Below are 12835 nucleotides of genomic sequence, written 5' to 3' on the forward strand. Positions count from 1 at the left end.
GGTCCTCGTTCTGGGACTAGACGAAGTCGTACCCAGCGTGCGCGGTGGGAAACGCCGACGACAAGTCGGCGGCACCGACGCCCGGCTCGAACAGACCGGCCGAGGCGCCATAGTAGCCGCCGTCGTGCTGATCGAACTCGGCGGCGATGGGCTTGGTCTCGATGACCGGCGGTTTCACCGGTGCGACGGTCGGCGCCACCGTGGCAGGCGGGGTGACCACCGCGGGCGGGTCGACGTCGACGGTCGGCTGCTTGGTCGGCGCGGTCGGCTGCTGCGTGGGTACGGTCGCCGTCGGCACCGATGCGGTCGGGCCGGTGGGGTCGGTGGGGTCGGCGGGCGTATCGACGCTGGGGGTGCTCGGTGTGGTCGCGCCGGTGCCGGGGCCGGTGGTGAGGTCGTCGTCGGGGTAGGTGGGCGTCACCGGGACGGTGACACCGGTGGTCGGCACGGTGACCGTCGGCACCGTCACGTCGGGGCGCGTGGTGGGGACGGTCACGGTCGGCACGTCGGGCAGCTTCACCGTCGAGGGCGTGCTGAGGTCGACGGTGGTCGGCGACGAGGGCGGGGTGACCGTCGGCAGGGTCGTCGGTGTGCTGGTCGAAGGCTCGGGAACCACAACGGGTTTGGTGACCGGCGCCGGAGCGAGCAGGCCCGGCACAGCCGCGGCGGGCGCGGTGAGCGGGGACGCGCCCGCCGGGCCGCCGAGCACATTGGCGATGGGGGTGGTCGCCGCGTCGGGCTGGATGGTGGTCTGCAGGGGCGTGCTGACGACCGGGCTCGGTGCGATCGGCGCGGCGACGACCGGAACCGGAGCCGGGACCGGGGCGACGGGTGCTGGAGCGGGCGCCGCGGCGATCGGTGCGGGTGCGATGGCGGCGGGGGCCGGAGCGATCGGCGCCGGGGCCACCGGTGCGGGGGCGACGGGCGCCATGGCGGTGGGCGCGGGCACACCGGTCACCGGTGCTACGCCGCCCGGGGCCGCATGGCCGGGGGTCGGCGCGGACTGACCCGGCACGACCGTGCCTTGAGTCGGTGCGGTCTGACCCGGTCCGGTGTGACCGGGCGCGGTGGCGCCGGGCACGGCCGATCCGCCGGGGCCAGGTGTGACGGAATCGGTCTGACCGGGCGCGCCGGGCGCAGGCTGACCGGGTGCGCTCTGTCCGGGTGCGAGGGGCCCACCGGTCGAGCCGGGAACAGTCGCTGCGGGCAGGTCGGCGCCGGCCGCGGATCCTGGGAGACCAGGGCTCGCCGCAGGGGCCTCGGAGCCGGGCAGCGCCAGACCCGTCGATCCACCGGGTACGTCCGAGCCAGGCAGTGCCGAACCGGGCAGCGCCGGGCCGGTCGAGGCACCGGGTACCCCACTCCCCGCACCGTCGAGCGGTGCCGGCTCGCCGGGGATGCGAATTCCGTCGCCGAGCCACTGGCTGTAGTCGTCGAGTGCGTCGCCGACATTGCCGACCTGCACGTCGACCTTCATCTGGGAGGTGAACCACACACCGTCGAGCCCGGCGTGCATGTCGACCTGCCAGTCGGAGGTCACCATCGCACCGAAGCCGTCGAACAGGTCACCGATCCCGTCGAAGGCGCCGCCGGGGTTCGCAACCTGGTGTGCCCCGTCGGAGCCGGGCAGCCCACCGAAACCGGGCAGGCCGTGGTCGTAGCCGGGGATGCCGCCGCCGAAACCGGGGGCGCCACCGTCGTAGCCGGGGATCCCCGCACCGGGCAGACCGTCGTAGCCGGGGATGCCGATGCCGCCGCCGGGGATGCCGTCGTAACCGGGAATACCGCCCGGGAGTCCGTCGTATCCCGGGATCCCGATGCCGGGAATGCCGTCGAGTTCAGGGAATCCGGCGCCCGGCTGGCCGGTGCCGGGCTGGCCGGCACTCGGCTTGTCGGTGCCCGGGATGCCGAAACCGCTGTCGCCGTAGCCCGGTTTCGGCCCGTAGGACGGGATGCCGATGCCGTTCGACGAATCGTCGTCGTCGGTGCCGGGAATCCGCATGCCCTGGTCGCCGTCGGAACCCGGAATCTCGGGGCGCCAACCGCTTTCGCGTGGCTGCGAGGTCAGCGTGACATCGCCGTCCATGGGACGCTGCGTGCCGAAGGGGCTGTAGGGCAACGGGTTCGGAGCCGGTTCCGCGGGCAGGTCGGGGAACGTGAGGACCGGGCTCGGCGCGTCGGGTTCCGGATCGGTCGGCACCTGCGACGACCAGCCGGCGTAGCGGCTGTCGGCGTTGCTGCTGCCCTGTTCCGGGCTCGTCCCGTTGGCGGCGACCAGCGCGCCACCGGTGACGTACGCGCCGGCCCGCGCCACCCGAGCCACACCGTTGGCCACCAGATAGGCCGTGTCGGTGCCGTCGGCGCGCGCGTCATCGTCGTCGAAAGGCAGTTCCCGCGTCATTCTTGCTCCACCACTCGCATCGCTGACTCTCCCCACCCACGAACGAGGCGAAGTGAAGATCATCCAACACTAATTGCCCGGATTCGTACTGTCATTTCCACCAGGACGGCCGGTCCCACCTTATGGCGAGCAACGCCTTTCGGCGAGCCGTCGGAACCAGGGGGGCGCAGATCCCAAGAGAACTCTAACGATCGCTCAACGAAGCGTGAAGATCGCCTGCCTAGCGTCGGTTTCGCCGACCGAGACGAGTCGGCGACCGCACAGCCAGGAGACCGATCATGACCACTTCCCCCCTGCGCCGCCGCATCGGCGTCGTCACCGCGACCGTCGGCGGCGTGGCGCTGCTCACCGCCACCCTCAGCGGCGCCGCGCTCGCCCAGCCCGGCGCACCCGACCACGGCGAACACGTCCGGATCGTCTGCACCGCTCCCGGTGGCGACCTGCCCGTACCGCCCGAACCCCCGCACGAACCGCGCATCGACCTCGAGCGTTTCCCCGCACATCCCGGCCACGACCACACGATCCACATCGGCCCGGGCGCGCCCGGCGAGCTGCCCGAGGGCGTCGAGTGTGTGCGGATCGCGCCGGGCGGGGAGCGGACCGTCATCGAGCTGCCCGACGGCGCGCGCCCCGCGCGTCCGGCTCTCCCGCGCTGACCTGCTGTGACGATCGATCGCACTAGGGTGAGCAGATGACCGGACAGCAGATCTTGGTCGTCGACGACGAGGTCCGCGTGCTCGCGTCGCTGCGGCGCGGGCTGGAACTGTCGGGGTTCGAGGTGCTCACCGCGAGCGACGGCGCCGCTGCCCTCACCCTGGTGCGCTCGGCCACCCCAGACGCCATGGTGCTCGATGTGAACATGCCCGAGCTCGACGGCGTGGGCGTGGTCACGGCGTTGCGGGCGTTGGGCAACGACATTCCCATCTGCGTGCTCAGCGCCCGCAGTGCGGTGACCGACCGGATCGCCGCCCTGGAAAAGGGTGCCGACGACTATCTCACCAAGCCCTTCGACCTCGGCGAACTCGTGGCCCGCTTGCGTGCGTTGCTGCGGCGCAGACCAGTCACCGGCGCGTCCAATGGCGAGACGATCCGAGTCGGTGAGGTGGCGATCGATCTGGCCGGGCACCGGGTGCGCGCGGCCGGGCGCCCCGTCGACCTGACCAAACGCGAGTTCGAACTGCTGGCGATGCTGGCCCGCAACGAGGGCATCGTGCTGGGTCGCGAACAGATCCTGTCCACCGTGTGGGGCTACGACTTCAGCACCGACACGAATGTGGTGGATGTGTTCGTGTCGTATCTGCGCCGGAAACTGGAGGCCGACGGGGTGGAGCGAGTGGTGCACACCGTGCGCGGGGTCGGGTTCGTCATGCGGGAGCAGCCGTGAGAACGCGCTCCTGGTCGTTGCGTACCCGGGTGGCGGTGGTGTCGGCGGTGGTCGCTGCGGTCGTCGCGGTGACACTCGGGCTCACCTACGCGGCACTGTTGAAAGCGGCGGGTGATCGTCAGCTCGACGAGACCGTGTCGACGATGCGGGTGATCGTCGCCCATCCCGCCCATCGAATCCCTTCCGCACCACCGGTTCCGCCCGAGCCTGCGACTCCCTTCGAAACGTCAACTGCGCCCGCACCGGACGAGGTCGCACCGGACGGCTCGGCCGGTCCGCTACCCGACGGTCGACCGCTCACTCGCCCCGCGCCGCCGGATGTCGGGCTGGCGCTCGTGCAGGGCGCGCCGGGCATGGTCGTGCGGCTGAACCCCGACCGCGATCTGATCGATGCCGCCATCACCCGCAGCCAGCTGATCGGGCTCGGCATCGGCGTGGGCGGAGTGCTCGTCGCGGCCGGATTGGGTTGGGTGCTCGCCGGTTTCGCGGCCCGGCCGCTGCGCAGGCTCGCCTCGGCCACACACGAGATCGATACCCTCGACCGCCTGCCGCCGTTGCCGGGACGCGGAGTCAGGGAGGCCGAGGAACTGTCCGACGCCATCAACCGCATGCTCGAACGCCTGGAAACCGCGCACGGACAGACCAATCAGGCCCTGGCGAGCGCCCGCGATTTCGCCGCCGTCTGCGCGCACGAACTGCGCACCCCGCTCACCGCCATGCGCACCGATCTGCAGGTGCTCGCCGGTACCGAACTGCCCGCCGAGCAGCGCGGCATTGTCCTGGCCGACGTGCTGGAGGCCGAACGCCAGATCGAGCACACCCTCACCGATCTCGAGCGCCTGGCCGTCGGCGAACTCACCGACCGCGCCGCATTCGAACCGTTCGAACTGTGCGAAACCCTCGACCGCGCCGTACAGAACGCGCGCCGCACCCACCCCGGCACCGAGATCACACTCACCGCCTGCGATCCGGTCCCGATGACAGGGCTGCCCGGCGGCATCATGCTGATCGTGACGAACGCCGTCGCCAACGCGGTACACCACGGCCGGGCGAGCGTGGTGCAGGTCCGGGCGGAGCCGGGCTCGATCACCATCGACGACAACGGCACCGGCATCCCGGAGCACCTGGGCGCCAACGCTTTCGACCGCTTCGTCAAACGTCCCGGTTCACCCGGATCGGGACTCGGTCTGGCGCTGGTTCGTCAACAGGCCGAATTACACGGCGGTACAGCCGAATTGAGCCGCGGCCCGCTCGGCGGCACACGCCTCACCGTGCGTGTGCCCACCGAACCCGGCTGAGCTACTTGCCCTTCGGCTTGTCCGAGGACGCGTCCGAGGACAGCGCGGCCACGAAGGCCTCCTGCGGCACGTCGACCCGGCCGATGGTCTTCATGCGCTTCTTGCCTTCCTTCTGCTTCTCGAGCAGCTTGCGCTTACGGCTGATGTCACCGCCGTAGCACTTGGCGAGCACATCCTTGCGGATGGCGCGGATGTTCTCGCGCGCGATGATCTTCGAGCCGATCGCCGCCTGGATGGGCACCTCGAACTGCTGACGCGGGATGAGTTCGCGCAGCTTGGTCGTCATCTTGTTGCCGTAGGGCTGGGCCGCGTCCTTGTGCACGATGGCGCTGAACGCGTCGACGGCCTCACCCTGCAACAGGATGTCGACCTTCACCAGCGCGGCTTCCTGCTCGCCCGCCTCTTCGTAATCGAGGCTGGCGTAGCCGCGCGTGCGCGACTTCAGCGAATCGAAGAAGTCGAAGATGATCTCGGCCATCGGCAGCGTGTACCGCATCTCGACGCGGGTCTCGGACAGGTAGTCCATGCCGAGCAGCTCGCCGCGCCGGGACTGGCACAGCTCCATGATGGAACCGATGAACTCGCTCGGTGCGATCACGGTGCACTTGGTGACCGGCTCGAAAGCCTGGCGCACCTTGCCCTCCGGCCAGAACGAGGGGTTGGTGACGATGTGTTCTTTACCGTCTTCCATGACCACGCGGTAGATCACGTTGGGCGCGGTGGAGATGAGGTCGAGACCGAACTCGCGCTCGAGGCGTTCGCGGGTGATCTCCATGTGCAGCAGACCGAGGAAGCCGCAGCGGAAGCCGAAACCGAGCGCGACCGAGGTTTCCGGCACGTAGGTGAGCGCGGCGTCGTTGAGCTGGAGCTTGTCCAGGGCGTCGCGCAGGTTCGGGTAGTCCGAACCGTCCACCGGGTAGAGGCCGGAGTAGACCATCGGCTGGGGTTCGCGGTACCCGGTGAGGGCCTGCGTCGCGCCGTCGCGGGCGCTGGTGATGGTGTCACCGACCTTGGACTGGCGAACGTCCTTCACGCCGGTGATGAGGTAGCCCACCTCGCCGACGCCCAGACCCTGGGTGGGCTTGGGTTCGGGCGAGACGATGCCGATCTCGAGCAGTTCGTGGGTCGCGCCGGTCGACATCATCTTGATCTTCTGGCGCGGGGTCAGCTTGCCGTCGACCACGCGGATGTAGGTGACCACACCGCGGTAGGTGTCGTAGACGGAGTCGAAGATCATGGCGCGGGCGGGCGCGTCGGCGTCGCCGACCGGCGGCGGGACCAACCGGACCGCCTCGTCGAGCAGCGCGGGCACACCGACGCCGGTCTTGCCGGAGACCCGGAGCACGTCGTCGGGTTCACACCCGACGATGTGGGCGATCTCGGCGGCGTAGCGGTCCGGGTCGGCGGCGGGCAGGTCGATCTTGTTCAGGACCGGGATGATCGTGAGGTCCTTGTCCATCGCCAGGTAGAGATTGGCGAGGGTCTGTGCCTCGATCCCCTGCGCGGCGTCGACCAGCAGGATCGCACCCTCACACGCCTCCAGCGCGCGCGACACCTCGTAGGTGAAGTCGACGTGGCCCGGGGTGTCGATCAGGTGCAGCACGTAGTCGGTGCCGTCGACCTGCCACGGCAGCCGGACGTTCTGCGCCTTGATGGTGATCCCGCGCTCGCGCTCGATGTCCATCCGGTCCAGGTACTGGGCGCGCATCGCCCGCTCCTCGACCACACCGGTCAGCTGCAACATCCGATCGGCCAGGGTCGACTTGCCGTGGTCGATGTGGGCGATGATGCAGAAGTTCCTGATCCGCGACGGATCGGTGAACGTCGTATCGGCAAAGCTGGAAGCCACTCCACTCCTCGAGGGGTATCGGCGAACTGGGTCCATCGTCCCATGACCACACGCGCGGCTCTGTCACCGGTGCACCGGAGCCGGGTCAGTCGTTATATTTCCAAGCATGGCCAGCAGTTGGAACACTCTCGGCAAGCAGCTCGGCGTGATCGCCAAGGAGCAGGGGCCGAAGATCGTGCGCAAGCAGGGACCTCGGCTGCTCGAGAAGCTGGCGGGTGCCTTGGGCGGCGCCAAGCCCGGCCCCGTCGTGCCGGTGCGCCCGACCGCCTCGACACCGGTGCCGACCGCGCATCGGGCCCGCCAGATCGTGTACTGCCCGCAATTGGACGGGCGCGCCGACCCGGGTGAGGTCGTGTGGACCTGGGTGCCGTTCGAGGAGGATCCGACCAACGGCAAGGACCGGCCGGTGCTGGTGGTCGGCCGCGACCGTAAAACGCTGCTCGGGCTGATGCTGTCGTCGAAACCCGAACGCGCGCACGACCGCAACTGGGTGGGCATCGGCTCGGGCCCCTGGGACCACGCGGGCCGGGCGAGCTGGGTGCGGCTGGACCGGGTGCTCGATGTGCCCGAGGACGGCATCCGGCGCGAAGGCGCGATCGTCGAACGCAAGACCTTCGACCTGGTCGCGCATCGGCTGGTGGCCGAATACAGCTGGAGCTGACGCGACGACCCCCGACCCGGACGCACCGGATCGGGGGTCGTGACAGCCCGGTTCAGCTCAGTACATCCCGGGAACGGCCGAAGATCATGCCGTACACCAATGCCCCGAGCACGCCGCCGATCAGCGGGAACACGAAGAACGCCCACACCTGACCCATCGCGCCGTCCTGGTACGGGGCGACCGCGAGGCTGCGCGCCGGATTGACCGAGGTGTTGTCGACCGGGATCGAGATCAGGTGGATCACGGCGAGCGTGAATCCGATCGACATACCGGCCAGCGGCACATCCGAGAGGCGGTCGGTCGAAGCGAGCACGACGAAGACCAGCACCGCGGTGAGCATCACCTCGATGATGATCATGGCCGCCATGCCGTACCCGTTCTGCACCACGACCTCGCCGAGCGGGCCGGTGGCCGCCGACGGGCTGTGCTTGCCCCAGCCGTTGGCACCGAGACCGTCGACCGGCCGGTCGTAGCTCGGCAGGTTCTTGGCCACCGCGAACAGCACCAGCCCGGCCAGGAGGCCACCGATGAGCTGGGCGACCCAGTACCCGACCGCCGAGACGACCGTGACCCGCCCGAGCAACAACTGGCCGAGGGTGACCGCGGGGTTCACATGGCAGCCCGAGATCGGCCCGATGGAGTACACGAGGAACAGCAGTGTGAGACCGAAGGCCAGCGCCACACCGAGCGCACCCACCCGATCACCGGCGATGACCGCGGTGCCGACACCGCCCATGACGAGAAGGAAGGTGCCGAGCGCTTCCGCGGCCCATTTCTTGGGCTCGGGGATGACTTCGGGTTCACTGAGTTCTTGTGCTGTGAGCGACATCGCGACCACCTCTCCGGGAGAATGATCCCCGCGACGAGCGGGGTCCGCACGAGCGTTTCGGACATTACGCCAGGCGAGTGACCTCTACAACGACCGCGAGGTCCGTCGAGCCGCCGCCGGAGAACACCCCTTTCAACGGCGGTACGTCCGCGTAGTCCCGCCCGACACCCACCGACACGTGCTGCTCGTTGACCGCCAGATTGTTGGTCGGGTCGTAACCCCACCACTGTCCCGTCCACGCCTCGACCCAGGCGTGCGACTCCCCCGCGACCGCCTCCCCGATCGGCGCGGCCGGGTTCGGATGCAGATATCCCGACACATAACGACTGGGAATTCCCATGGCGCGCAACAACACCAGGGTCAGGTGCGCGTAGTCCTGGCAGACACCACGCCGTTCGGCGAAGGCCTGCGTGGCCGAGGTGTGCACCGAGGTGGTGCCCGCGCTGTAGTCCATTTCCCGGTGCACCCATTCGGCCGCCCGGACCACCGCTCGGGCGGGCGAGACGCCGTGCGCCAACTGCCCGGCCACGGCGTCCAGGGACTCGTCGCGGGGAACGTAGGAGGTGGGACCGAGCATTTCGTCGAACCGGTCGACGGTGCGTTCGCCACGCAACTCGTCCCAGGTCAGTTCCGTCGCCGGTTCGGTGAAGGGTTCGGTTTCCACCACCGAGGACCCGCTCACCTCCAGTTCGGTGTGTGGGGCGTGCAGATCGAACGCGGTGACCGCCGTTCCCCAGTAGTCGGTGTAGCGGTAGGACCGGGTGGCGGGCACGGTTTCGACGCGGTTGAGGATCACGTTCTGCCTGCTGTCGGCCCTCGGGGTGAGCCTTGCCTCGTTGAACGAGCGCGTCACCGGCGCGTCGTAGATGTATCCGGTGGTGTGCACCACCCGCATTCGCCAGCTCACAGCTCCCCCTCCACGGTCACGGTGGCGTCGGTGCCGCGCCGCACATCGGTCCAGGCCACCCACGGTGCGGCGTGGAAGTACTGCCGCGACACCGCTTCCCCGACATCGCGGCACGCCTTCTGCAAGGCGAGCAACCGGGTCTGCAGGTTTTCCAGCAGCACGCCGGGCGGCAGGAATTCCAGTTCGCTGCGGGCCCGGCCGAGCACCCGTTGCGCTTCGTGGCGGGCACCGACGCGGCTGCCCGGCCGCTGATCCAGCTCGGTCAGGCAGGCCTCGGCGACCAGCAACGCGTGGAACACCGAACGCGGGAAAAGGCGGTCGAGCAGGATGAATTCGGCGACCCGTGCCGCGTCGAGCGCGCCACGGTGGGTGCGCAGGTAGGTGTCGTGGGCGCCCGCCGAGCGCAGCACCGTCACCCAGGCGGGTGAGGAGGTGCGGTCACCGGCGCGCGACAGCAGCAAGCGGACCATCATGTCGATGCGTTCGATGGAACGGCCGAGGAGCAGGAAGCGGTACCCGTCGTCGCGGCTCAGCGTCGAGTCGGTCAGGCCCGTGAACATCGCCGCGCGATCCTTGACGTAGGCGAAGAATTCGTGCGGACCGAGCCCACGTGCGGCCTGCTCGGCGGCCGCCAGCCCGTTGTAGGTGGTGTTGAGGCACTCCCACATCTCGCTGGAGGTGACTTCCCGTGCACCACGGGCATTTTCACGCGCCTTCGCGATGGACTCGCTGATGGACACACCGTGCTCGTGGCTGAACGCGACCAGATCGGTGACCGACCAGACGTCCAGGCGCAACCCGTCGGGCGGTTCGATGCCGAGCACCTCCAGCAGGACCCGTGAGGTGCGGTCGGCATCGACGGTGGCGTCCTCGAGCAGCTGGTGGACGGCCACATCGAGGATGCGGGCGGTGTCGTCGGCGCGCTCGACGTAGCGGCCGATCCAGTACAGGGATTCGGCATTGCGGGCGAGCATGTGGTCAATCCCCGATCAGCCGCTGGGTCTGTTGTTGCTGCTGCTGTTGCTGATGAGCCTGGGAGGTGGTGAGGTCGCGGCCCTGCTCGAACGGATCGGCGCGGAGTGGATCACTCACCAGCTGCGGGCCGGCCAGCTCGCTGTCGTCGGAGCGGCCGGCCAGCACCCAGGTGTCCTTGCTGCCACCGCCCTGGCTCGAGTTCACCACCAGCGACCCTTCGGGCAGCGCGACGCGGGTGAGGCCGCCGGGCAGCACCCAGATGCTGTCGCCGTCGTTCACCGCGAACGGGCGCAGATCCACGTGCCGCGGGACCAGGTCGTCACCGATCTTGGTCGGCACCGTCGAGAGCTGCACCACCGGTTGCGCGATCCAGCCTCTCGGATCGGCGCACACCTTGCGGCGGACGGCATCGAGTTCGGCACGGTCGGCGTCGGGGCCGATCACGATGCCGTAGCCGCCCGACCCCTCCACCGGTTTGACCACCAGCTCGTCGATCCGGTCGAGCACCTCCGCGCGTTCGTCGTCGAGCCAGCACCGGAAGGTGTCGACGTTGGGCAGGATCGGTTTCTCGCCCAGGTAGTACTCGATGATCGCCGGCACATAGGTGTAGATCAGTTTGTCGTCGCCCACGCCGTTGCCGACGGCGCTGGAGATCACTACATTGCCCGCGCGGGCGGCGTTGAGCACACCGGCGACGCCGAGCACCGAGTCCGGGCGGAAGTGCATCGGGTCGAGGTAGATGTCGTCGATGCGGCGGTAGATCACGTCGACCTGCCGTTCCCCCTCGGTGGTCCGCAGGTAGACGACATTGTCGCGGCAGAACAGGTCACGACCCTCGACCAGCTCCACCCCCATCTGCCTGGCCAGCAGCGAATGCTCGAAATACGCCGCGTTGTGCACGCCGGGCGTGAGGACGACCACCGTCGGATCGGCCTCGTTGGGTGCCGCCGAGGCACGCAATGCCCGCAACAGGTGCGCCGGATAGTCGCCGACCGCGCGGACCAGGTGCGAGGAGAACAGGTCGGGGAAGACGCGCGCCATCGTCCGCCGGTTCTCCATCACATAGGAGACCCCCGACGGCGAGCGCAGGTTGTCCTCGAGCACCCGGAAATCGCCGTGCTCGTCACGCACCAGGTCGATGCCCGACACATGGATCCGCACACCGTTGGGCGGGACGATGCCCGCGGCCTCGCGGTGGAAGTGCGCGCAGGAGGTGACCAGGCGCTTCGGGATCACCCCGTCGCGCAGGATGTTCTGCTCGCCGTACACGTCGGCCAGGAACAGCTCGAGCGCGCGGACCCGCTGGGTGATGCCACGCTCGAGATGCGCCCACTCGGCGGCCGCGATCACTCTCGGCACCAGATCGAGGGGGAACGGCCGCTCTTGGCCCGACAGGGAGAAGGTGATGCCCTGATCGATGAACGCGCGATCCAGGGCAGCGGAGCGTTTGGCCAGATCGTGGAGGTCGTTGGCGGCCATCGCCGCGTGAATGCCCCGGTAGGGCGCGCGAACCTTGCTGTTCTCGTCGAACATCTCGTCGAAGGCGTCGGCGAAGCGGCCGGGCCCGTAGCCGTGGAACAAACCGGTATGTGCGACCGCCGGATGACCGTTCGTGCTCACCAACGCCGGTGAGGCGGATCGTGCCGTACCCGGCGTTGTGGTGGAGGTCATGGGAGAAAACTGTCCACTACCCGGCGACAACGTCGTGTGAGCCACACGTAAATTTCTCGCATCACCTGAAACGGGTGAACTCGCCGCCCACACCGGCGCGGACGGGCAGGGCCGATTTCGCCGGGCGGTGCGGAGCTGGTAACCTCGATCTTCGGCGCGGTGTTACCCGTAGTTCAGCACCATCTGCTGCATCGTGGGCGCGCGCCCGACGAGCTTTCAAGACATACCACCCAGCGACAGGAAACCAGAGGATACAGGCGTGGCCAACATCAAGTCCCAGATGAAGCGGATCCGTACCAACGAGGAAGCGCGCAAGCGCAACCAGTCGGTCAAGTCCGCGCTGCGCACCGCGATCCGCAACTTCCGCGAAGCTGCTGCCAGCGGTGACAAGGAAAAGGCTGCCGAGCAGCTGCAGTTCGCGAGCCGCAAGCTCGACAAGGCTGCCTCCAAGGGCGTCATCCACGCCAACCAGGCCGCCAACAAGAAGTCCGCGCTCGCGCTGGCTCTGAACAAGATCTGATCTGCCCGGGTCGCTGTACCCGGTTCGCAAGACGCAGCCGCCGTGGCCTCGATGACCACGGCGGCTTTTGTCGTCGGCTACCATTCCGCGCATGTTGACGGTGTACGCGAATCAGACGGTGGTACGAGGCGACGACCTGGCCGAGGTGATCCGCGCGGCGGAGATCCTCGGGCTCGGTCTCAAGATCGAGAACGTGATGGTGCCCGACGAGGACGGCGGCTACAGCGTCGCCTGGGTCGTCACCCGTGAGGACGAGATCCCGCTCTACGAGGAGTGGGAGGGCCGGTACGAGGACCTCGAGGAAGACGAGGAGGCCCTCGCCGTCATCGGCGACTGACTC

At 68.9% G+C, this 12835-nt stretch carries 12 protein-coding genes; 6 read left to right on the forward strand and 6 right to left on the reverse strand.

The genetic code is table 11. The features are described from left to right. Positions 1-16: 16 nt before the first annotated feature. The gene (locus AB0F86_RS23165) at positions 17-2401 is read right to left on the reverse strand and encodes a hypothetical protein (RefSeq protein WP_356985141.1); all 2385 of its coding nucleotides are present in this window, start codon (positions 2399-2401) and stop codon (positions 17-19) included. Between the two features lie 278 nt (positions 2402-2679). Here AB0F86_RS23165 and AB0F86_RS23170 point away from each other — a divergent pair, with 278 nt between their 5' ends. From AB0F86_RS23170 to AB0F86_RS23180, 3 genes are read left to right on the forward strand one after another with little or no spacing between them, the layout of a single operon-like run. After that, on the forward strand, positions 2680-3057 hold the full coding sequence (locus AB0F86_RS23170; RefSeq protein WP_356985142.1) for a hypothetical protein: 378 nt from the start codon (positions 2680-2682) through the stop codon (positions 3055-3057). Positions 3058-3092: 35 nt separating this feature from the next. After that, positions 3093-3785: a response regulator transcription factor gene (locus tag AB0F86_RS23175; protein WP_225281037.1), complete on the forward strand. Its 693-nt coding sequence runs from the start codon at positions 3093-3095 to the stop codon at positions 3783-3785. Then, a complete protein-coding gene (locus AB0F86_RS23180; RefSeq protein ID WP_356985143.1) occupies positions 3782-5083 on the forward strand; it encodes a HAMP domain-containing sensor histidine kinase in 1302 nt (433 codons plus the stop codon). The genes AB0F86_RS23175 and AB0F86_RS23180 overlap by 4 nt, the downstream gene beginning before the upstream one ends. 1 nt (position 5084) lies before the next feature. Here the strand turns inward: AB0F86_RS23180 and lepA are convergent, their stop codons facing one another. After that, a complete protein-coding gene (gene lepA / locus AB0F86_RS23185; protein ID WP_220139415.1) occupies positions 5085-6968 on the reverse strand; it encodes a translation elongation factor 4 in 1884 nt (627 codons plus the stop codon). Positions 6969-7038: 70 nt separating this feature from the next. Here lepA and AB0F86_RS23190 point away from each other — a divergent pair, with 70 nt between their 5' ends. Then, positions 7039-7593, forward strand: a complete 555-nt coding sequence (locus tag AB0F86_RS23190; protein WP_067642340.1) for a type II toxin-antitoxin system PemK/MazF family toxin — start codon at positions 7039-7041, stop codon at positions 7591-7593. Between the two features lie 52 nt (positions 7594-7645). On the opposite strand, the gene AB0F86_RS23195 is transcribed toward AB0F86_RS23190, so the two are convergent. From AB0F86_RS23195 to AB0F86_RS23210, 4 genes are all read right to left on the reverse strand, one after another. Then, positions 7646-8422, reverse strand: coding sequence for an aquaporin (locus AB0F86_RS23195; RefSeq protein WP_181698353.1), 777 nt, complete (start codon positions 8420-8422; stop codon positions 7646-7648). Positions 8423-8486: 64 nt separating this feature from the next. Beyond that, on the reverse strand, positions 8487-9317 hold the full coding sequence (locus AB0F86_RS23200) for a transglutaminase family protein (RefSeq protein WP_181698398.1): 831 nt from the start codon (positions 9315-9317) through the stop codon (positions 8487-8489). A gap of 8 nt (positions 9318-9325) precedes the next feature. After that, positions 9326-10303, reverse strand: coding sequence for an alpha-E domain-containing protein (locus tag AB0F86_RS23205; RefSeq protein ID WP_181698352.1), 978 nt, complete (start codon positions 10301-10303; stop codon positions 9326-9328). A 4-nt stretch (positions 10304-10307) separates the two neighbouring features. After that, positions 10308-11837, reverse strand: a complete 1530-nt coding sequence (locus AB0F86_RS23210) for a circularly permuted type 2 ATP-grasp protein (protein ID WP_356985214.1) — start codon at positions 11835-11837, stop codon at positions 10308-10310. Between the two features lie 397 nt (positions 11838-12234). Here AB0F86_RS23210 and rpsT point away from each other — a divergent pair, with 397 nt between their 5' ends. Both rpsT and AB0F86_RS23220 read left to right on the forward strand, forming a co-directional pair. Further along, positions 12235-12495: a 30S ribosomal protein S20 gene (gene rpsT, locus AB0F86_RS23215; RefSeq protein WP_067486282.1), complete on the forward strand. Its 261-nt coding sequence runs from the start codon at positions 12235-12237 to the stop codon at positions 12493-12495. A 91-nt stretch (positions 12496-12586) separates the two neighbouring features. Beyond that, entirely contained in the window at positions 12587-12832 is a 246-nt protein-coding gene (locus AB0F86_RS23220; protein WP_067486280.1) for a hypothetical protein, read from the forward strand. Positions 12833-12835: the final 3 nt, after the last annotated feature.

This window comes from Nocardia sp. NPDC023733 (genome assembly GCF_040639775.1).
Lineage (GTDB): Bacteria > Actinomycetota > Actinomycetes > Mycobacteriales > Mycobacteriaceae > Nocardia > Nocardia rosealba.

What these genes read in the sequence shown, in the direction of transcription:
- AB0F86_RS23165 (WP_356985141.1), bottom strand. Translation starts at nt 2,401, where the DNA reads ATGACGCGGGAACTGCCTTTCGACGACGATGACGCGCGCGCCGACGGC.
- AB0F86_RS23170 (WP_356985142.1), top strand. Translation starts at nt 2,680, where the DNA reads ATGACCACTTCCCCCCTGCGCCGCCGCATCGGCGTCGTCACCGCGACC.
- AB0F86_RS23175 (WP_225281037.1), top strand. Translation starts at nt 3,093, where the DNA reads ATGACCGGACAGCAGATCTTGGTCGTCGACGACGAGGTCCGCGTGCTC.
- lepA (WP_220139415.1), bottom strand. Translation starts at nt 6,968, where the DNA reads ATGGACCCAGTTCGCCGATACCCCTCGAGGAGTGGAGTGGCTTCCAGC.
- AB0F86_RS23190 (WP_067642340.1), top strand. Translation starts at nt 7,039, where the DNA reads ATGGCCAGCAGTTGGAACACTCTCGGCAAGCAGCTCGGCGTGATCGCC.
- AB0F86_RS23195 (WP_181698353.1), bottom strand. Translation starts at nt 8,422, where the DNA reads ATGTCGCTCACAGCACAAGAACTCAGTGAACCCGAAGTCATCCCCGAG.
- AB0F86_RS23200 (WP_181698398.1), bottom strand. Translation starts at nt 9,317, where the DNA reads ATGCGGGTGGTGCACACCACCGGATACATCTACGACGCGCCGGTGACG.
- AB0F86_RS23205 (WP_181698352.1), bottom strand. Translation starts at nt 10,303, where the DNA reads ATGCTCGCCCGCAATGCCGAATCCCTGTACTGGATCGGCCGCTACGTC.
- AB0F86_RS23210 (WP_356985214.1), bottom strand. Translation starts at nt 11,837, where the DNA reads ATGTTCGACGAGAACAGCAAGGTTCGCGCGCCCTACCGGGGCATTCAC.
- AB0F86_RS23220 (WP_067486280.1), top strand. Translation starts at nt 12,587, where the DNA reads ATGTTGACGGTGTACGCGAATCAGACGGTGGTACGAGGCGACGACCTG.